Raw genomic sequence first — 20,032 nt, 5'->3', positions numbered from 1 at the left:
ATCATGCCGCAAGCCGGGGCGGCGCTTGGGGCGCATCGACGGCTGAGCGGCTTCAGCCGTTCTTCCAGACCCACTCGATGAAGCCGTCCAGCGCTGGCACGCCAGCGGTGGCGCGCTCGCTGTTGACCACCACGGCCACCGCCACCATGCGGCCCGAGCGCGCGCGCACGTAGCCCGCCAGCGAGCGCACGCCAGTCAGCGTGCCGGTCTTGAGGAAGGCGTTGCGCTGCGCGGGCGACCCCTTGAAGCGCCCGGCCAGCGTGCCGTCGGCGCCGGCCACGGGCAGCGAGGCCACGAAGATCTTCTGCGTCTTGGGGTCGTTCCACGCCGCCTGCAGCAGCTGCACCATGCTCAGCACGCTGCCGCGTTCGCTGTGCGCCAGGCCCGAGCCGTTGTCGACATTGGGCGCGTCCTGCGCCAGGCCCAGCTTCTTGAACCAGGCGCCCAGGCGCTGTTTGGCCAGCTGCAGCGTCGACGTGGTGGGCGAAAAGCCGGGCGCCATCGACAGCAGCAGGTTGCGCGCCATCAGGTTGTTGCTGTCCTTGTTGATGGCGCGCACCAGCTCGGGCAGCGGCGGCGAATCCAGCGTGGCCCAGGGCTTGCCGGGGTAGGGACTGGCGGGCGTGCGGGCGCGCCGGGCGCCGCGCACGGTGGGCGTGGCGCCGTCGCGGTGCAGCACGCGGCCGTCCAGCTGGCCGCCCGACGCGGCCCACGCGCCGGCCACCAGCGCCGCCGTCAGCGCGCGGCCGGGTGCGGCTTCCATCGTCAACGCGGCGGTGCAGCGCGGCGACCACTGGCCGCTGACCACCACGCGCCCCACCGGGGCGACGGGCGGCGCGGCCGGCGCGCGGGCGGCGGCGGCGGGCGCCGACGCGGCGGCTTCGGGGTCGGCCGCGCTGGCCGGCGCCGAGGCGACGACCGGCACCACCGCAGGGGCCGGGGCGGCTTTGGCGGGCGGGCGCGCCGCGTCGGCCGCCGGCGCCGGCTCGAAGCGCGCCTGCGCCGTGCACGCGCGGCTGCCGCTGGTCTGGTTGACCACCTCGACCCCGCCGAGCGGCGGATCGAACGTGGCGGCCAGCGCGCCGCCTTCGCCCGCGCGCAAGGTCACGCGAAAGCGGCTGTCGTCCAGCACGAAGGCGTCGGGCAGGGCGTGGTGCGGGTTGCCGGCTTCGGGCACGGGGGTGTTGGCGTGGTCTTTCTCGATCAGTCGGAACAGGCTCTGGTCCAGCACGATGTGGCCCTGCACCTGCGTCAGCCCTTGCTTGTGCAGGCGCTTGAACCAGTCGGTGAGGCGCTGGCTGTCGAGCGTGGCGTCGCCGCCGCCGACCAGCACCAGGTCGCCCGCCAGCTTGCCGTCGGCCGGCGCGCCGGTCAGCCACGCGCGGGTGCGCCAGCGAAAGCTGGTGGGCAGCGTCTGCAGGCTGGCCAGGGTGGTGATGACCTTGGTGGTGGAGGCCAGCGTGAAAGCCAGCTTCTCGTTGTGCGACAGCAGCAGCGGCGCGCCGGGCGCCAGCGGCTGCGCCAGCAGGGCGACTTCCGCATCCTTGACACCGGCTTTCTGGAACGCGGCCCAGACTTCGGTGGCGTCGGGGCGCGGCGGGGCGGCGGGCGGCGCCGCGCTGGTCGTGGGTGTCGTGGACGCAAGTGCGGGGGGCGTTGGTGGGCGTGGCCGTCGTCGCAGGGGGCGGCGCGATGGAGCGCTCGCCCGCGGCGGGCGCGGGCGTCTGCGCCCACGCGGCGCACGACAGCGCGGCCGACAGGGCCAGCGAGGCGCGAAGGGGCGGCAGGATGCTCATGAATTTATAGCTGGTGGCGCTTTCAGCACAAGCGCGGGGGGCTTATTTTGCTTGCAACCGATCAACGCGCCAGGCGCCGGTCAGGCAGACACGCCGCCGGCCGGCGCGCTACACGCCGCGTGCGCGGTCGGCGGCGAAGCGCTGGGCGAAGTCGGCCAGCCGGCCAGCGTCGAGCGCGTCGCGCACCTCCTGCATCAGCCGCAGGTAGTAATGCAGGTTGTGCACCGTGGCCAGCATGGGCGCCAGCATTTCGCCGCAGCGTTCCAGGTGGTGCAGATAGGCGCGGCTGAAGCCCTCGCGCCCGCCATCGGCATACGACACGCCCGAGCTGCCGGCGCAGGCGTAGCAGGTGCAGGTTTCGTCGATGGGGCGCGGGTCGGTCTTGTGGCGCGCGTTGCGGATCTTCAGGTCGCCAAAGCGCGTGAAGTAGTGGCCGTTGCGCGCGTTGCGCGTGGGCATCACGCAGTCGAACATGTCGACGCCCTGCTGTACGCCGTAGACCAGGTCTTCGGGCGTGCCGACGCCCATCAGGTAGCGCGGCTTGTGCGCGGGCAGGCGGTGCGGTGTATGCGCGGTGATGCGCAGCATGTCTTCCTTGGGCTCGCCCACGCTCACGCCGCCCACGGCGTAGCCGGGGAAGTCCATCTCGACCAGCTGCTGCAGCGATTCATCGCGCAGGTGCTCAAACATGCCGCCCTGCACGATGCCGAACAGCGCGTTGGGGTTCTCCAGCCGCGCAAACTCGGCCTGGCAGCGTTTGGCCCAGCGCAGGCTCAGTTCCATCGACGCGCGCGCTTCGCGTTCGGTGGTGATGTGGCCCTTGGTTTCGTACGGCGTGCATTCGTCAAACTGCATGACGATGTCGCTGTTCAGCGTGGTCTGGATCTGCATGCTGATCTCGGGCGTGAGAAACAGCTTGTCGCCGTTGACGGGGCTGGCGAACTTCACACCTTCCTCGCTGATCTTGCGCATCTCGCCCAATGACCAGACCTGGAAGCCGCCCGAGTCGGTCAGGATCGGCTTGTGCCATTGCTCAAACGCGTGCAGGCCGCTGAACTGCTGCACCACGTCCAGCCCGGGCCGCATCCACAGATGGAAGGTGTTGCCCAGGATGATCTGCGCGCCCATTTCGTGCAGGCTGCGCGGCATCACGCCCTTGACGGTGCCGTAGGTGCCCACGGGCATGAAGATCGGCGTTTCGACCACGCCGTGGTTGAGCGTGAGCCGCCCGCGCCGCGCGTGGCTGGCGGGGTCGGTGCCCAGCAGGTCGAAGCGGAGCATGGCGCGGATCAGGCGGCGACCGGCTTGCGCGCGATGACCAGGAAGCCGGGAAGGGGAACGCCATCTTCCATACGCAGCTTGGGCAGGTGCTCGATTTGTACGCTTTCAAAGCCCGCTTGCTCGCACCAACGCTGCACCGCCGACGCCTTGTGCGCGTAACGGCCGGTGGCACGTAACAAGACGTCCGCTTCATCCTCTTCCGCGGCTTCGCAGGAGAAGAGGAAATGGCCGCCGGGCTTGAGGATGCGCAACGCATTCGGGATAACTTCTGAGAGATCACCCACGTACACCAGTACGTCACAGCAGGTAATGGCTTCGTAGTGGTCGGCCGGCGTTTCCCTCAGAGCATCGAGCACGTTGACGCTGTGAAAACGTTCGTAAATGCCATGCTGCGCCGCTTTCCGGATCATCTCTTCGGACAGATCGACGCCGATGATGAATCCGTTGAGCGGTCCTAGGCAAACTCCCACCAAACCTGTCCCACACCCCAGATCAAGCACGTTGAAGCGCCGGTCCGGGTGCGTCTTGAGCAGAAATTCCGCGACCAACTGCGGCACGCGATATTCCAGCTGACGCCAGAGCGTCACGTCAAAGTGATCGGCGAAGTTGTCGAAACGCTCCTTTACCAGACTGTCCGGTTGGGTGTGTGGTGTCTTACCTTGCGCCAGCGCCAGCCAGTAGGCGTAATCAGGGTTGTCGGGCTGTTGCGCCAGCAACATCTGCGCGTCGCTCTCGGCGACCGCCAGGTCGCCCAGCACCAGCGCCGCCTGAATGCGGCCTGAACGTGCCATCACATCTTCAGGTTGCTCCTCGACTAACGCGTCATACACGGCCTTGGCCTGGGCGGCATCACGATTGGCCAGCAACTGCTTGGCGAAAAGATCGCGAAAGGCACGCTCGTGCGGCGCCAGCGCGACAAGCCTGTGCAGCCATGCAGTCGCCGCTTCCGCGTTGCCTGATTTCAGCGCCACGAGCACAGCTCGGCGCACCACATTCAGGTCGTCCGGCGAAATGGCCATGGCGCGCCGCGCCAGCGGAAGGGCGTCGTTGAAGCGACCTTGCCGCAGCAACAAAGCAGCCGCTTCCATCAGGGACACGGGCCAGTCCGGAGCGGCCTTGACAGCCCGTTCGGCAGCCTGCAAGGCGCCCGCTGCATTGCCGGCTTTTTCCGCGAGCTGTATACCCAGTAAATAAATCCGTGCATCGCCCGGACGCTGCAACTGCGCCCGATTCAACGCCTGCGCCGCCTGAGGCAAGTCCCCCATGGTCATCAGACTGTTGATGCGCTGCAATTCAAGGGTAAAGGCGTCGTTGGGGTTTGTGTAGTTCTGCATGAGAGCATGCCCTTGAACCGGCACCGCAGAGGCGCGCGGGAGAGGGGCGAAATCGAGCGTGAGCTCGGCATTATCCGGCATCAAGCCGTGCGCGCAGGCCCGCCCGCGCCATCGGCAAACAGGCGCTGAACCTGCTGCCGCAGCCAGCGGTGCGCCGGCTCGCGGTGCGCCCGCGCGTGCCAGACCTGGTGGATGACCGAGCGTGGCAGCCGCGCCGGCAGCGGCCGCACGGCCAGCGGCAGCGTGTCGCAGATGCGTTGGGCAAAGCGCTCCGGCACGGTGGCCACCAGGTCGGTGTGCAGCAGCACGTGGCCCAGCGCCAGGTAGTCGGGCATGGTCAGGCGCACGCGGCGCAGCAGGCCGAGCTGCTGCAGCTGCGCCTCGATGCGCCCGTGGCCTGAGCCGCCGGCCTGCACGTGCACGTGGTCACAGGCGCGGTAGCTGGCGCGGTTCCACGGCAGCGCGGCCGCCGGATGCCCGGCGCGCAGCAGGCACACGTAGCCCTGGCGGAACAGCACCTGCTGGAAGAACCCCGACTGCAACTGCGGCAGCCAGCCCAAGGCAAGGTCGACCCGCCCGTCGGCCATGGCGGCCGCCAGTTCGGCATCGCCCAGCCCGACGGTGCGCAGGCTGATGCCTGGCGCTTCGCACGCCAGGGTTTCCATCAGCTGCGGCAGGAAGTAGATCTGGCCGACGTCGGACAGGGCCAGCGTGAAGCCGCGTTCATCGCGCGCCGGATCGAAAGCGTGCGCCGCGCTTAAAGCGCCGCCGATGAGGTCCAGCGCCTGCGTCAGCGCGGGCGCCACCTGCAGCGCATAGGGCGTGGGCTGCATGCCGCTGGCCGTGCGGTGGAACAGCTCGTCGCCCAGCTCGGCGCGCAGGCGCCGCAAGGCGTTGCTGACGGCCGGCTGCGACAGGCCCAGCGCCAGCGCCGCACGCGACACATGGCGGTCGCGCAGCAGCTGGGCGAATACGCGCAACAGGTTCAGGTCAAGCCGGCGCCAGTCCATGCACCCATTATTCACCACCCAAATAACGTGAATTGCCGCTGGCGGATTGATGAATGGGTGCCGCTGGGCCATCATGCCGCTTTCACGTCACCGCCTGTCCGGAGCTCCGATCCGATGTCCGCTGAACCCATTGCATGGCCCGCCGGCGACACCAGCCGCATTCCGTTTGCCGTCTATACCGACGAGGCGCTGCACCGCCAGGAGCTGGAGCGCTTCTTCTACCGCGGCCACTGGTGCTATGTGGGGCTGGAGGCCGAGGTGCCGAACCCCGGCGACTTCAAGCGCACCGTGGTGGGTGAGCGCAGCGTGATCCTGAGCCGCGCGGCCGACGGCGCGCTGCATTGCTTTGAAAACGTGTGCGCGCACCGCGGCATGCAGTTCTGCCGCAAGCGCCACGGCAGCGGCGTGAAGGAATTCGTCTGCCCCTACCACCAGTGGAGCTACACGCTGAGTGGCGAGTTGCAGGGCGTGCCGCTGCGGCGCGGCGTGCGGCAGGACGGGCAGGTCAAGGGCGGCATGCCGGCCGACTTCAACACGAAGGACCACGGCCTGACCCAACTGAAGGTCGCCACGCGCGGCGGCGTGGTGTTTGCCTCGTTCGATCACGACGTGGAATCGCTGGAGGACTACCTCGGCCCCACCATCCTCGCCTACTTCGACCGCCTGTTCAACGGCCGCACGCTCACCCTCCTGGGCTACAACCGCCAGCGCATTCCCGGCAACTGGAAGCTGATGCAGGAGAACATCAAGGACCCTTACCACCCCGGCCTGCTGCACACCTGGTTCGTCACCTTCGGGCTCTGGCGCGCCGACAACAAGGCGGCGCTGAAGATGGACGCACACCACCGCCACGCGGCCATGATCTCGACCCGCGGCAACGCGGGCAAGCAGTCCGATGTGTCGCAGGTGTCCAGCTTCAAGTCGAGCATGGCGCTGGAAGACCCGCGCTTTCTTGACATCGTGCACGAGGACTGGTGGGGCGAGCCGACGGCGGTGATGACTACCATCTTCCCCAGCGTGATCTTCCAGCAGCAGGTCAACAGCGTGTCCACGCGCCACATCCAGCCCGACGGGCACGGCCACTTCGACTTCGTGTGGACGCACTTCGGCTTTGCCGACGACACGCCCGAGATGACGGCGCGCCGCCTGCGCCAGGCCAACCTGTTTGGTCCGGCGGGATTCGTCAGCGCGGACGATGGCGAGGCCATCGAGCTGTCGCAATGCGGCTTCACGCAGAAGCCCGGCCACCGCGCGCTGGCCGAACTGGGCGGGCGCGGCGTGGAGGAAACCGATCACATGGTCACCGAGACACTGATCCGCGGCATGTACGACTACTGGCGCAAAGTGATGGAAAGCGATGCGTCGGGAGCCGCCGCATGAGCGCGCCCGCACTCGACTTCGCCACCTGGCAAGCCCTGGTGCAACTGCACGCCGACTACGCCGCCGCCGTCGACAGCGGCGACTGGGATCTGTGGCCCACTTTCTTCACAGACGACTGCGTGTACAAGCTGCAGCCGCGTGAGAACCACGAGCGCGGCTTTCCGCTGGCCACCCTGTCGTTCGACAGCCAGGCCAGCCTGCGCGACCGGGTCTACGGCATCCGCGAGACGCTGTTTCACGACCCGTACTACCAGCGCCACGTGGTCGGCGCGCCGGTAATCCGCAGCGTGGGCGACGACGGCATCCGCTGCGAGAGCCACTATGCGGTGTTCCGCACCAAGCTCGATGGCCTGTCGACGGTGTTTAACGTCGGCCGCTATCTGGACCGCGTGGTGCAGACGCCCGGCGGCCTGAAGTTCGCCGAGCGACTGGCCATCTACGACAGCGAGATGATTCCCAACTCCATCATCTACCCGATATGAACCAGGAACCCGATACCCAGCGCGGCCCGCTGCGCCGCTTTACCGACCCTTCGTATGTGCCGCTGTGCGCGTCGCTCGCCGAGGTGCGCGAGCGCATCGACGCGCTGGACCGCCAGATCGTCGCGCTGCTGGCCGAACGCGGCCGCTACGTCAAGGACGCAGCGCGCTTCAAGCGCGATGCGTTCCAGGTCTCGGCGCCCGCCCGCCAGCAGCAGGTGCTGGACAAGGTGCGCGCTCTGGCCGAAGCGCAGGGCGCCTACCCCGAGGTGGTCGAGGCGGCCTATCGTGCGCTGATTGCCGGCTTCATCGCCCGCGAGCAGCAGGATTTCAACGCCATGGAGGATGTGTCTTGAAGCAGTTCATCAAGCAGTGCGCGGCGCTCGCGCTGGTGGCCGTCGCGGCGGGGGCGCAGGCCCAGTCATGGCCGCAGCGCCCGGTCAAGGTGGTGGTGCCGTACGGCGCGGGTTCGTCGCCCGACATCCTGGCGCGCGTGCTGAACGACCGGCTGTCGGCGCGGCTGGGCCAGGGCTTCATCGTCGAAAACCGGCCCGGTGCGGGCGGCAATGCGGGCACCGACGCCGTGGCCAAGGCCGCGCCCGACGGCTACACCGTGCTGCTGTCGGTCAACGCGCCACTGGTCTACAACACCATCCTCTACAAGAACCTGCCCTACGACCCGTTCCGCGACTTCGCGCCGGTGTCGCTGGCGGCGCGCAACCCCAACGTGTGTGCGGTGTCGCCGGCGATGGGCGTCGATTCGGTCAAGGGCTGGCTGGACGCGCTGCGTCGCCATCCGGGCAAGTACAACTTTGCCTCCACCGGCAACGGATCGATCTCGCACCTGGGCGTGGAGCTCATCAAGATCAAGACGCGCTCGTTCGCAGTGCACATCCCCTACGCCTCGTCCGGCCAGGCCGTGACGGCCATGCTGCAGGGCGACGTGCACTTTGCCTGCCTGCCGGCGGTGGCCATCATGCCGCAGGTGAAAAGCGGCAAGCTGAAGGCGCTGGCCATCACGTCGGCCGAGCGCTCGCCGCTGCTGCCCGACGTGCCCACGCTCAAGGAATCCGGGCTGCCCGACATCCAGGCGGCGCCGTGGTTCGCCTACGTCGCGCCCGCGGCCACGCCGCCCGCCATCGTGCAGCGCCTGAGCGCCGAGCTGGACGCGGTGCTGAAGGAGCCCGACGTGCGCGAAAAACTCAAGGCCGCGTATTTCGACCCCATCGGCGGCACGCCCGAATCGCTGGGCCGTTTCATGCGTGAAGAACAAACCCGCTGGCGCCCGGTGATCGAGCGCGCCGGCCTCAAGCCCGATTGACCAGTCACACCCTGGAGCTCAACCCATGACCGAACCCCAATGGATCGCCGTGGCCACCGAGGCCGACCTGTTTGAAGGCGCGGGCATCGCCGTGCGCCCGATCGACGACGAGATTGCCATCTACAAGACCGAGGCGGGCGAGGTCTTCGCCACCGACAACCTCTGCTCGCACGACGGGCATGGACGGCTGTGCGACGGTTTTCTGGAAGGGCACGAAATCGAATGCCCGTTGCACCAGGGCCGCTTCGACATTCGCAGCGGCGACGCCACGATGGCGCCGTGCGTGGAGGCGATCCGCAGCTATCCGGCCAAGGTCGAGGACGGCAAGGTGTGGCTCAAGCTGGTGGTCTGAATGCTATAAATTGAATAGCTGAATACGGCGTCTGAACAAGCGTTGGCGCCCGATAAGGATCGGAAATCCCGGCGCACCAGCCACATCGCGTCGCCATAGCTGAAGAAGCGGTAGCGCTGCGCCACCGCGTGCGCGTAAAGCGCCATCACACGGTCGTAGCCAGCCAGCGCGCTGACCAGCATCATCAGCGTGCTGCGCGGCAGGTGGAAGTTGGTGACGAGCGCATCGACCACCTTGAAGCCGAAGCCCGGCGTGATGAAGATGCCGGTGTCGCCGCTGGCCTCGCCGCTGTGCGCCCAACTTTCCAGCGTGCGCACGCTGGTGGTGCCCACGGCCACCACGCGGCCTCCGCGCGCGCGGCAGTCGGCAACGGCCTGCGCCGCGTCGGGTGGCACGTGGTAGCGCTCGCGGTGCATCACATGGTCGGCCAGGCTTTCGGTCTTGACGGGCTGGAAGGTGCCGGCGCCCACGTGCAGCGTGACGAAGGCGCGCCGCACCCCGCGTGCGTCCAGCTCGGTCAGCAGAGGCTCGTCAAAGTGCAGCGCGGCGGTGGGCGCAGCCACGGCGCCGGGGTGGCGGGCGAACACCGTCTGGTAGCGCGATTCGTCCTCGGGCTGGTCTGCGTGGGTGATATAGGGCGGCAGCGGCACGTGGCCGTGTGCGGCCATCAGCGCATACGCGTCGCCCGACAGGCGCAGGTGGAACAGCGGGCCATGCGCGTCGGGCCAGCGCCCGAGCAGTTCGGCCTCAAAGCCGCCGGCCATGCGCAGCACGGTGCCGGGCGCCGGCTTCTTGCTGACCTTCATGTGCGCGGCGACGGTGCCGTCGGGCAGCACGCGCTCGATCAGCAGTTCCAGCTTGCCGCCGCTGGGCTTTTCTCCAAACAGGCGCGCCTTGACGACCTGCGTGTCGTTGAAGATGAGCAGATCGCCGTCGCGCAGCAGCGCGGTCAAATCGGTGAAGCGGCGATCGACCGGCGCATCGCCACTGCCGTCGAGCAGGCGCGAGCCCGTGCGCTCGGGGGCCGGATGCTGGGCAATCAGGTCGGGGGGCAGAGCGAAATCGAAGTCGCTGGTGGTGAAGGCGCGCGGGGACATGCTTGAGGGCCGGACGGACCCGTTCCAAGAAGTGGGACAGGGCAGAATTGTCACATGCCCGACGCCGCCCCGGCCGCTGCCACCCCGCTGTCCGCGCCCCAGAAGGCGCTGCGCAAGCTCGGCCTCACGCGCGACATCGACCTGGCGCTGCACCTGCCGCTGCGCTACGAGGACGAGACGCGCATCGTGCGCTTGCGCGACGCGCGCGACGGCGACACGGTGCAGATCGAGGGGACGGTCACGCACCAGGAGATCACCTATCGCCCGCGGCGGCAGCTGCTGGTCAGCGTGGACGATGGCAGCGACACCTGCATGCTGCGCTTCTTCAACTTCTATCCGTCGCAGCAAAAGCAGATGGCGGTGGGCACGCGCATCCGTGCGCGCGGCGAACTGCGCGGCGGCTTTGCCGGCCTGACGATGATGCACCCCACAGTGCGCGCCGCCGGTGGCGCCTTGCCCGCCGCGCTGACGCCCGTGTACCCCACGGCGGCACAGCTGCCGCAGCCGTATCTGCGCAAGGCGGTGCTGGCCGGGCTGGCGCGCGCCGACCTGAGCGAGACGGTGCCGGACGCATTCCTGAATCAGATGGGCTCCCTGCGCTTGTGGGATCTGCGCCGGTCGCTATCATTTTTGCATCAACCCGCGCCCGACGTGGCGCTGGCGCAGCTGGAAGACCACACCCACCCAGCGTGGCAGCGCCTGAAGGCCGAGGAGCTGCTGGCGCAGCAGCTGTCGCAACTGCAGGCGCGCCGCGCGCGTGAGCATTTGCGCGCGCCGGTGCTGGCGGCGGTGCGCGGCGGACTGGTCGATCAACTGCTGGCCGCGCTGCCGTTTGCGTTGACCGGCGCGCAGCGCCGCGTGGGCGAAGAAATTGCGCGCAACCTGGGCGCCACGCAGCCCATGCACCGCCTGCTGCAGGGCGACGTGGGCAGCGGCAAGACGGTGGTCGCGGCGCTGGCGGCCTGCACCGCCATCGACGCCGGCTGGCAATGCGCGCTGATGGCGCCGACGGAGATCCTGGCCGAGCAGCACTTTGCCAAGCTTGTCGAATGGCTGGAGCCTTTGCTTGCGCCGCGCGGCCAGCGCGTGGCTTGGCTGACCGGCAGCCAGAAGAAAAAGGCGCGCGCCGAGATGCTGGCCCTGATCGAATCCGGTCAGGCCGCGCTGGTGATCGGCACGCACGCCGTGATTCAGGAGCAGGTGCGCTTTGCGCGGCTGGGGCTGGCGATCATTGACGAGCAGCATCGGTTTGGGGTGGCGCAGCGTCTGGCACTGCGCCAGAAGATGGCGTCTTCGCTCCCTCCCTCGCTGGGGGAGGGCAGGGGTGGGGGCCACGCCGCCGAAGCAGCCAACGTCGCAAGCCCCCATCCCCACCTGCCCCCAGAGCGGGAAGGGGCAAGTCACGAACCCCACCTGCTCATGATGAGCGCCACGCCCATCCCACGCACGCTGGCCATGAGCTACTACGCCGACCTGGACGTGTCCACGCTCGACGAGCTGCCGCCCGGCCGCACGCCCGTCGTCACCAAGCTGGTGGCGTCGCACCGCCGCGCCGAGGTCATGGAGCGCATCCGCGCGCAGATCGCCGAAGGACGGCAGGTGTACTGGGTCTGCCCGCTCATCGAGGAAAGCGAGGCGCTGGACCTGCGCAACGCCACCGAAACGCATGCCGAGCTGAGCGCCGCCTTGAGCCACCACGCGCCGCCGTTGTCCCCCGAGGGCGCGGTTCCCGCCCTGGGGCGGCCCGGCAGCAGGGCTGCGTCAGGCCCGATGATCGGCCTGCTGCATTCGCGCATGCCGCCGGCCGAAAAGAAGGCGGTGATGGCGCTGTTCAGCAGCGGCGCCATCCCGGTGCTGGTCAGCACCACGGTGATTGAAGTCGGCGTCGACGTGCCCAACGCCAGCCTGATGGTGATCGAGCATGCCGAGCGCTTTGGGCTGTCGCAATTGCACCAACTGCGTGGCCGCGTCGGTCGCGGCGCGGCGGCGTCGGCTTGCGTGCTGTTGTACGAGGTGCCCGAAGGCGGCCGCCTGGGCGAAACCGCGCGCGCGCGCCTGAAGGCCATGGCCGAAACCAGCGATGGTTTCGAAATCGCCCGCCGCGACCTGGACATCCGTGGCCCGGGCGAATTTCTGGGCGCACGCCAGTCCGGCGCGGCCCTGCTGCGCTTTGCCGACCTGGCCGAAGACAGCGCGCTGCTGGATTGGGCGCGCGACGCCGCGCCGCGCATGCTGGACGAACATCGCGACCTGGCTCAGCGGCACGTCGACCGCTGGCTGGGCACCCGGTCCGACTACCTCAAGGCGTGACGACAATCGCGATGACCGGGCCAATCTCTGATAGCGTTGCTGCCGATGAGTTGCCCCCTTGAAGACCAGGAGACCCGCATGCGCTTGACCCGCGCTTCACGCACTTTGGCCACGCTGGGCCTAACCGCCCTGCTGGCCGCCTGCGCCAGCACCAGCCCGCCGACCGCCGGCCCGACACCGCCGACCGACCCGGCCCAGATCGGCGAACTGCGCCCCGGCCTGCTCAACGGCTACCTCGACCGCGCGGCACTGCCCGACAGCCTGGCGCTGCTGCCCCCGCCGCCCGACAAGGCATCGGCGCTGCGCGCTGCCGACGAAGCGGCCTACCGCGCCACGCGCCCGCTGCTGGCCACCCCGCGCGGAGCGCAGGCGGCGGTCGACGCGAAGCTGGACTTTCCCGCCGCCGCCAGCACGTTCGCCTGCGCGGCCCAGCTCGACATCACGCCCGAGGCCACGCCGCACCTGTACACCGTGCTGCGCCGCACGCTGGTGGACGCGGGCGGCGCGACCTATCGCGCCAAGGACCACTACCGCCGCGTGCGCCCCTTCGCCGAATACAAGGACGGCAGCTGTACGCCCGACGAGGAAGCGCGCCTGATGCGGGACGGCTCCTATCCGTCGGGCCATGCAGCGCTGGGCTGGGCCTGGGCGCTGGTGCTGGCCGAGCTGATGCCCGAGCGCGCCGACGCGCTGCTGCAGCGCGGCCATGCGTACGGACAAAGCCGCGTCATCTGCGGTGTGCACTGGCAAAGCGACGTGGAAGCCGGCCGCCTGATGGGCGCCGCCGCCGTCGCGCGCCTGCACGCCCACCCGCCGTTCCAGGCCCAGATGCGCGCCGCCGCCAGCGAGATCCGCGCCGCGCGCGCCGGCGGGCGTGGCACGGGGCGCGACTGTGCGGCAGAGGCAGCGGCGTTGAAGCCATGACCCTGACCGAACTCAAGTACATCGTCGCCGTGATCATGCGGAGGAAAGGGCGAGGGGCCCCGCGCAGCGGGGATCGACCCTGTAGCGTGATCGTTGCGACGGCGTGGACGTTGACCGAGTGCGAGGCGTTGGCATGACTTTGTCTGAACTGAAGTACATCGTCGCCGTGATCATGTGGAGGAAAGGGCGAGGGGCCCCGCGCAGCGGGGATCGACCCTGTAGCGTGATCGTTGCGACGGCGTGGACGTTGGCCGAGTGCGAGGCGTTGGCATGACCTTGACCGAACTCAAGTACATCGTTGCCGTGATCATGCGGAGGACAGGGCGAGGGGCCCCGCGCAGCGGGGATCGACCCTGTAGCGTGATCGTTGCGACGGCGTGGACGTTGGCCGGGTGCGAGGCGTTGGCATGACCTTGACTGAACTGAAGTACATCGTTGCCGTCGCCCGAGAAAAACACTTCGGCAAGGCCGCCGAGGCCTGCTTCGTGTCGCAGCCGACACTGTCGGTGGCGGTGAAGAAGCTGGAAGACGAGCTGGAGCTGAAGCTGTTCGAGCGCAGCGCGGGCGAGGTGACGGTGACGCCGCTGGGCGAGGAGATCGTGCGCCAGGCGCAGAGCGTGCTGGAGCAGGCGGCCGAGATCAAGGAAATCGCCCAGCGCGGCAAGGACCCGCTGGGCGGGCCGCTGCGGCTGGGCGTGATCTACACCATTGGCCCCTACCTGCTGCCCGACCTGGTGCGGCAGAACATCCGGCTGACGCCACAGATGCCGCTGATGCTGCAGGAAAACTTCACGGTGCGCCTGCTGGAGATGCTGCGCACCGGCGAGATCGACGCCGCCGTGCTGGCCGAGCCCTTCCCGGACACCGGGCTGGCGATGGCGCCGCTGTACGACGAGCCCTTCATGGCCGCGCTGCCCGCCAGCCACCCGCTGGCGCAGGGCGAGGTCGTCACCAGCGAACAGCTCAAGCGCGAGCACATGCTGCTGCTGGGCACGGGGCACTGCTTTCGCGACCATGTGCTGCAGGTGTGCCCCGAATTTGCGCGCTTTTCCAGCCACACCGAAGGCATTCGCAAAAGCTTCGAAGGCTCGTCGCTGGAGACCATCAAGCACATGGTCGCCGCCGGCATGGGCGTGACGCTGGTGCCGCGCCTGGCGGTGCCGCCGCAGGCGCTGGATGAGCGTGCCGCTGCGCGCGACCCGCACGAACCCGGCGCGGTGCGCTATCTGCCCGTGCGCGACGACGACGGCACGCCGCCGCTGCGCCGCGTGGTGCTGGCGTGGCGCCGCAGCTTCACGCGCTACGAAGCCATTGCCGCGCTGCGCAACGCGATCTACGCGTGCGAGCTGCCGGGCGTGCAGCGCCTGTCGTGAGCGCGCCGGCCGCTGCGGCACCGGGCGCGCCGGCCCTGCCGGCCGTGCCGCTTGAAGTGACGGCCACCATTTCGCGTACGCAGACCGCGCTCGACCCGCTCGCGCCGTGGGCCTTGGCGGCGGTGTTGTTGTGCGCGGCGTGGGCGCTGGTGCGCTATCGCCGAGGCACGCGTGTGGCAGCCGACGTGGCGGTCCACGGCGTCGGTCTTGCGCGTATGGCCTGGGTGGCGGCGCTGGCGGTGGCGGGTGTGGCGCTGGCCTGGGCGGTACATGTCGGCCCGCTGCCCTTTGTGCGCGCCATGGACACATGGGCGGCGCAGGGCGCGCGGGCGGTGACGACGCCCGCCTTGCGCACGCTGGCTGTACGCTTCAGCGACGTGGGCGACATCGTCGCGCTGACCTTGCTGACGCTCACCGTCACCGCCGTGCTGCTGTGGCGCCGGCGGCATTGGGTGGCCACGGTCTGGCTGCTGTCGATCACCGCCAACAGCCTGGCGGTGCGGGTGCTGAAAAACCTGTTCGAGCGCGCGCGGCCCGATCCGGTGCCGGGGTTGGTCACCTCGGGCTACAGCTTTCCCAGCGGCCACGCGGCGGGCGCGCTGATGGTCTACGGCCTGCTGGCCTGGCTGCTGTGCCAGCGCGCCAGCCCACGCGGGCGCTGGCTGATCGGCGTGGCCGCCGCACTGCTGATCGCCGCCATTGCCGCCAGCCGCGTGCTGCTGGGCGTGCATTACCTGAGCGACGTGCTGGGCGGGCTGCTGTGGGCGGGCATGGTGCTGGCGGTGACGGTGGGCATGCTGCAGTGGGCGCGGCGTGCGGTGTAGTTGAATACCGAACACCGAACACCGAACACCGAATACCGGACGCAGAGGACGCAAAGGATTCGCAGAGGACGCAAAAGAAACAGCCAAAAGAAATTTTTTGGTTTTTTCTGCGTCCTCTGCGAAATCTCTGCGTCCTCTGCGTCCGGCTGTTGGATTCCCCGTGGCAAGTCGCAATGCTGATTCAGAGGGAAACGGGCCGCTGGCGCTTATCTATCAAGCGCTGAAGCTATAAAATAAATAGCTATCGACGGCTGCGCACGCATCCGCTTGGACGCATCGCGCCAACGCAAAATAGGCCATGGTCAGCACCCCTCCTTCCGCGCCGCCGCGCAGCCGGCTTTCGCTGTATCTCGACCTCATCCGCTGGGATCGCCCCGCTGGCTGGCTGGTCCTGTACTGGCCCACGCTGGGCGCGCTGTGGCTGGCGGCGGGCGGCTGGCCGGGCTGGCATTTGTTCATTGTGTTCACGCTGGGCACGGTGCTGATGCGGTCGGCCGGCTGCTGCATCAACGACGTGGCCGACCGCGACTTCGACCGCCACGTCAAGCGCACGGCGCAACGGCCCATCACCAGCGGCCTCGTCAGCGTGCGCGAGGCGCTGGCGCTCGGCGCCGTGCTGGCGGCGGCGGCGTTTGCGCTGGCGCTCACCACAACCTGGGCCGTCATCGCCTGGTCGGTGCCGGCGCTGCTGGTCACCATCGTGTACCCGTTCACGAAGCGCTTTTTCGCCATGCCGCAGGCGGTGCTGGGCATTGCCTTTGGCTTCGGCATTCCGATGGCCTACGCGGCGGTGCGTGGCAGCGTACCGCTGGAGGCGCTGTGGCTGTTTCTCGGCAAGATGGCGCTGGTACTGGCCTACGACACCGAATACGCCATGGTCGACCGCGACGACGACCTGAAGATCGGCATGAAGACCTCGGCCATCACGCTGGGGCGCGCCGACGTGGCGGCGGTGATGGGTTTCTTCGCGCTCTACCTCGCCATCTGGTGGAGCGTGAGCGCCGCGCGCTTGCCGGCGCTGTGGCCGCTGGCGCTGGGCTTTGCGGTGGCGGCGGCGCAGGTGGCGTGGCATTACACGCTCATCCGCACCCGCACGCGCGAAGGCTGCTTCGTCGCCTTCAAGCAAAGCCACTGGATCGGCGCGGCAGTGTTTGCGGGCATCGCCGCGGCGTTCGCACTGGGGCGTGCGGGGTATTGAGGCTGCTGGGCGGACCGAGTGCCGCTGGCGTCACCCCAACCTTCCCTTCGCGGGGGCAGGTTATTGACCAGAGGCAGGGAGTCTCATGCCCGATGGCTGGTGTGGTCGTTGAGAGAAGGGAAAACCCTTCGATGAGCGCTGCGCCGCCTCGCACCGTGCGTCCAGCGGCCGCGGAGCAGGCCATCCCAGCGGCCGCCCGAGCCGGGGTCCCCCCGGCGACCAGCGGCGTCCCCCCTGGGGGAAGGCGCCGCAGGCGCCACAGGGGTGGCGTCAGAGTTTTGCGTACAACCCCGTCACCTCGTTCAGCACGGCCAGGATGTTCTCGCTGGTCGTCATCACGTGCGACAGCGCCTCGGGCGTGGCCGTGCCTTTTTGCGACGCCTGAAGGGCGGCGTCGAAGAACACCCACTGCTGTTCGCCCAGGCGCAACTGCTCCTGGATGCGCGGCGTGGCTTCGGGCGCGTCGGTCAGCGTCTTCATGCCGGCCAGGAATTCGGTGCGCGCCTTGGCAATTTCGGCCTGCGCCACTGCACGGTCGATGCCGGCAGCGCTGGCGTACGCATACTTGGCCAGCCGCTGCGACAGCATGCGCTGGCGGCCCGCCACGTTGACCAGGCGGCCCAGCGACTTGCCCGATTCCTGCTCCAGCTGGCCCGTGCCCTTGTGCGCCAGCGCCAGCACCGCTTCGGACTGCGCGATCACGGCGGGCGCGCCGCCCAGGGACGGCGTCTTGCCCACCAGATTCTCTTTGTAGGTGGCCCAGGCTACTTCCAGCTGGACATAGGTGTCGCGGATGGCGCTGGACGGCGCAAAGGCCTTCAGCTCCACCAGCTGCCGGTCGAACAGCGCCATCGACTGGTCGAGGATCTTCTCGGCCTGACCAGCCTGGGCGCGCAGCACCGTCGCCAGATACGCCTTGGCCACGCGCTGCGACAGCATGCGCTGGCGCCCGGCCTTGTTGATCGCGTCGTTGATGTCGCTGACCTGCGCCCACGCGGGCGCCAGCAGCAGTCCAAGACCCAGGGCCGAGAAATGGCGGCGTTGCATCGTGCGATGTCTTTCGGTGTGATTCTGGCGGCCCCGCAGAGCGCGGGTCGCGCCGCAGTCTAGACGGCGCGTGGCCGCAAAACGCTTACGCCGTGTCCGCGCGGCCCATCACGCGCGGGCGGGCCGTGCCGGCTCAGCGCCCGAACTCGTCGCCCAGCTCATGCGCGCGCCTGCACGCCGCGTGCATCGCCTGCACAAAGGCGGGCTGGATGCCGGCCTGCTCCATCGCGGTCAGCGCGGCGTAGGTGGTGCCGCCCTTGCTGGTCACGCGCTCGCGCAGCAGCGACAGCGGCTCGGTGGACGCCGCCGCCAGCGCGCTGCCGCCGGCGAAGGTGCCCACGGCCAGCTGGCGCGCCTGCTCGGGCGACAGGCCCAGCTCGGTGCCCGCCTGCTGCATGGCTTCGAGAAAATAGAACACGTAGGCGGGGCCCGAGCCGGACAGCGCGGTCACCGCGTCCAGCTGCTCCTCGCGCTGCACCCACAGCACGTCGCCGGTGGTGCGGATCACGCTTTCGGCCAGCGCACGGTCGGCGTCGCTGCCTTGGGCGGCAAACAGCCCCGTCATGCCGCGCCCCACCAGGGCCGGCGTGTTGGGCATGCAGCGCACGATGCGGGCGCCGCCGGTGGCCGACGCGATGTCGGCGCAGCGGATGCCGGCCATCACCGACAGCTGCAGCGCACCGCCGATGTGCGCGGCCACGGGCGCAGCCGCTTCACGAAAACTCTGCGGCTTGACCGCCCACAGCAGCAGATCGGCGCCGTCCAACGCGGCGCCGGCGGCCGCCTGGGCGACCACGCCGTGCTGCGCGCGCAGTGCCTCGCGCGTCGCCTCGAACGGCTCCACCACCGCGATGTGCGCCGCAGGCACGCCCTGCCGGATCAAGCCGCCGATGATGGCGCTGGCCATGTTGCCGCCGCCGATGAAGGCGATGCGGGTGGTGGAAGGCAATGCGGGCTGATTCATGGCGGGTGATGCAGTCGTGTCAGTGATGTGGCAGTGTAGGTCGGTCACGGCGTCCCGGATCGTGACGCCGGCGGCCGCGGCGCAGGCCATGCGAGGAACGCCGTGCCCGGACCTGCGCCGGGCACTGGCGTGGTCCCCCTCGCGCCGCAGAGGGAGTGAAGGCGCGTCAGCGCCTCAGGGGGGGTGGCGCTTCCAGCGCTATGAATTGCGTCACCTGCAGCGGATTGAAGTTGTCGTCGGTGCACATCACCAGCGTGCGGTGGCCGTTGGGCAGGCGCGGGCCCCAGGCCATGGCCTCGAAGTTGTCGACGTGCGGCAGGCCGCACTGGCGCAAATCCAGCAGCAGGCGCTTGGCGCAGGGGCGGTAGCGGCGGCCGGTCAGCGCGTCAACGGCCAGGGTGTCGCTGGCGTGGCGCAGGTCGGCTTCGTACAGCCGCGCCGACACGCCGGTGGCGGGCGTCCAGGCGCGCTCCAGCACCCACAGGTGGTCGTTGTCGCGCACGATGATCTCGGAGATGCCGCTTTCGCCCACGCCGCCCATCGGCATCAGCGGCCCGAAAGGCCGCGCTTCGGGCAGGTAGGCAACCTGGCGGTCGGCGCGCCCGCTGGCCACGTCGAAGCGCGTCAGCCGGCACGGGCCGGGCGGTGCGCCGGGCGTCAGGCCGTCGCGGTCCTGCGCCAGCGCGCCTTCCATGGCGGTCCAGGCGTGCTGGCCATTGGGCGTCAGCGCCAGGCCTTCCAGCGTTTCGTTGTGGCGCGGGCCGCGGCCGATGCGCCCCAGCTCGCGCAGCGCATCGGGCAGGGTGAAGGTGCGCAGCAGCCGCCCGTCCAGCGCCGATTCATACAGCGCCGGCGCGATCTGCGCACGGATGTCGCCCTCGCTCGTCCACAGCAGCGTGGCGCTGCCGGTCGCCGGGTCGCGCCGCAGCGCCAGGCCTTCGGGGTCGACCGCGTGGCGGGCAAACGGCTTGCCGTCGGCGCCCAGCAGCGTGATCACGTCGACCCACTGCGGCAGCAGCGGCTGCGTGGTGAGCGGCGGCAGGCGGAACACGTAGCAGCGCGCCGGCGCGTGGCGGCTGCGGTCGTCCGACAGGGCGTACCACAGGTCGTTCTGCGCGTCGTACGCCAGACCCGACAGGCCGCCCACCAGCGTGCCCTTGAACTCGGTGCCCGTGGACAGGCTGCCGTGCGCCAGCAGGCGCAGGGCGGGCGCGACGGCGCGCCGCGCGGGCGTGCGGGCTTTACTGGCCGGGGCGGCCAGCAGGCCGGCGGCGGACAAGGCCATGCCGAGCCACTGGCGGCGATGCAGACGGAAAGCGGTGGGGTTGGGATGCACCATGGC

Annotated in this window: 18 protein-coding genes; 10 read left to right on the top strand and 8 right to left on the bottom strand. The window is 69.4% G+C overall.

Annotation, left to right across the window (positions count from 1 at the left end):
* Positions 1–52: 52 nt before the first annotated feature.
* From R0D99_RS15545 to R0D99_RS15530, 4 genes are all read right to left on the bottom strand, one after another.
* Positions 53–1,513 (bottom strand): D-alanyl-D-alanine carboxypeptidase/D-alanyl-D-alanine-endopeptidase, encoded by a 1,461-nt coding sequence (locus R0D99_RS15545; protein WP_317751137.1) that lies wholly within the window; start codon positions 1,511–1,513, stop codon positions 53–55.
* A gap of 391 nt (positions 1,514–1,904) precedes the next feature.
* Positions 1,905–3,077, bottom strand: coding sequence for a tRNA guanosine(34) transglycosylase Tgt (gene tgt, locus R0D99_RS15540; protein WP_317749085.1), 1,173 nt, complete (start codon positions 3,075–3,077; stop codon positions 1,905–1,907).
* Between the two features lie 8 nt (positions 3,078–3,085).
* Entirely contained in the window at positions 3,086–4,411 is a 1,326-nt protein-coding gene (locus R0D99_RS15535; RefSeq protein ID WP_317749084.1) for a methyltransferase domain-containing protein, read from the bottom strand.
* Between the two features lie 80 nt (positions 4,412–4,491).
* A complete protein-coding gene (locus R0D99_RS15530; RefSeq protein ID WP_317749083.1) occupies positions 4,492–5,421 on the bottom strand; it encodes a LysR family transcriptional regulator in 930 nt (309 codons plus the stop codon).
* A 114-nt stretch (positions 5,422–5,535) separates the two neighbouring features.
* On the opposite strand from R0D99_RS15530, the gene R0D99_RS15525 reads away from it, so the two are divergent.
* From R0D99_RS15525 to R0D99_RS15505, 5 genes are read left to right on the top strand one after another with little or no spacing between them, the layout of a single operon-like run.
* The gene (locus R0D99_RS15525) at positions 5,536–6,801 is read left to right on the top strand and encodes an aromatic ring-hydroxylating dioxygenase subunit alpha (protein WP_317749082.1); all 1,266 of its coding nucleotides are present in this window, start codon (positions 5,536–5,538) and stop codon (positions 6,799–6,801) included.
* On the top strand, positions 6,798–7,283 hold the full coding sequence (locus R0D99_RS15520) for an aromatic-ring-hydroxylating dioxygenase subunit beta (RefSeq protein WP_317749081.1): 486 nt from the start codon (positions 6,798–6,800) through the stop codon (positions 7,281–7,283). The genes R0D99_RS15525 and R0D99_RS15520 overlap by 4 nt, the downstream gene beginning before the upstream one ends.
* Positions 7,280–7,636, top strand: a complete 357-nt coding sequence (locus R0D99_RS15515) for a chorismate mutase (RefSeq protein ID WP_317749080.1) — start codon at positions 7,280–7,282, stop codon at positions 7,634–7,636. Before R0D99_RS15520 ends, R0D99_RS15515 begins: the two co-directional genes overlap by 4 nt.
* The gene (locus R0D99_RS15510; RefSeq protein ID WP_317749079.1) at positions 7,633–8,601 is read left to right on the top strand and encodes a tripartite tricarboxylate transporter substrate binding protein; all 969 of its coding nucleotides are present in this window, start codon (positions 7,633–7,635) and stop codon (positions 8,599–8,601) included. Before R0D99_RS15515 ends, R0D99_RS15510 begins: the two co-directional genes overlap by 4 nt.
* A 25-nt stretch (positions 8,602–8,626) precedes the next feature.
* Positions 8,627–8,953: a non-heme iron oxygenase ferredoxin subunit gene (locus R0D99_RS15505; protein ID WP_317749078.1), complete on the top strand. Its 327-nt coding sequence runs from the start codon at positions 8,627–8,629 to the stop codon at positions 8,951–8,953.
* Here R0D99_RS15505 and queA read toward each other — a convergent pair.
* Positions 8,902–10,050 (bottom strand): tRNA preQ1(34) S-adenosylmethionine ribosyltransferase-isomerase QueA, encoded by a 1,149-nt coding sequence (queA, locus tag R0D99_RS15500; RefSeq protein WP_317749077.1) that lies wholly within the window; start codon positions 10,048–10,050, stop codon positions 8,902–8,904. The two genes, R0D99_RS15505 and queA, sit on opposite strands and share 52 nt — an antisense overlap.
* Positions 10,051–10,104: 54 nt before the next feature.
* Here queA and recG point away from each other — a divergent pair, with 54 nt between their 5' ends.
* The 5 genes from recG to ubiA all read left to right on the top strand — a co-directional run bounded on the left by recG (position 10,105) and on the right by ubiA (position 16,679).
* Entirely contained in the window at positions 10,105–12,360 is a 2,256-nt protein-coding gene (gene recG, locus R0D99_RS15495) for an ATP-dependent DNA helicase RecG (protein ID WP_317749076.1), read from the top strand.
* 78 nt (positions 12,361–12,438) lie between these two features.
* Entirely contained in the window at positions 12,439–13,284 is an 846-nt protein-coding gene (locus R0D99_RS15490; protein WP_317749075.1) for a phosphatase PAP2 family protein, read from the top strand.
* Positions 13,285–13,691: 407 nt separating this feature from the next.
* Entirely contained in the window at positions 13,692–14,657 is a 966-nt protein-coding gene (locus R0D99_RS15485) for a hydrogen peroxide-inducible genes activator (protein ID WP_317749074.1), read from the top strand.
* Positions 14,654–15,481, top strand: a complete 828-nt coding sequence (locus R0D99_RS15480; protein WP_317749073.1) for a phosphatase PAP2 family protein — start codon at positions 14,654–14,656, stop codon at positions 15,479–15,481. The genes R0D99_RS15485 and R0D99_RS15480 overlap by 4 nt, the downstream gene beginning before the upstream one ends.
* Before the next feature lie 298 nt (positions 15,482–15,779).
* Entirely contained in the window at positions 15,780–16,679 is a 900-nt protein-coding gene (gene ubiA / locus R0D99_RS15475) for a 4-hydroxybenzoate octaprenyltransferase (RefSeq protein ID WP_317749072.1), read from the top strand.
* A 270-nt stretch (positions 16,680–16,949) separates the two neighbouring features.
* Here the strand turns inward: ubiA and R0D99_RS15470 are convergent, their stop codons facing one another.
* The 3 genes from R0D99_RS15470 to R0D99_RS15460 form a co-directional block, all read right to left on the bottom strand.
* A complete protein-coding gene (locus R0D99_RS15470) occupies positions 16,950–17,726 on the bottom strand; it encodes a type IV pili methyl-accepting chemotaxis transducer N-terminal domain-containing protein (protein WP_317749071.1) in 777 nt (258 codons plus the stop codon).
* 133 nt (positions 17,727–17,859) lie between these two features.
* Complete coding sequence (proC, locus tag R0D99_RS15465) at positions 17,860–18,690, bottom strand: pyrroline-5-carboxylate reductase (protein ID WP_317749070.1); 831 nt, start codon at positions 18,688–18,690, stop codon at positions 17,860–17,862.
* A gap of 166 nt (positions 18,691–18,856) precedes the next feature.
* Entirely contained in the window at positions 18,857–20,029 is a 1,173-nt protein-coding gene (locus R0D99_RS15460; protein ID WP_317749069.1) for an esterase-like activity of phytase family protein, read from the bottom strand.
* Positions 20,030–20,032: the final 3 nt, after the last annotated feature.

Origin of the sequence: Ottowia sp. SB7-C50, from assembly GCF_033110285.1 — a bacterium.
Taxonomy (GTDB): Bacteria; Pseudomonadota; Gammaproteobacteria; order Burkholderiales; family Burkholderiaceae_C; genus Ottowia.
The sequence above is the reverse complement of the archived record's forward strand: the minus strand, read 5'-3'. Positions and strand labels throughout refer to the sequence as shown.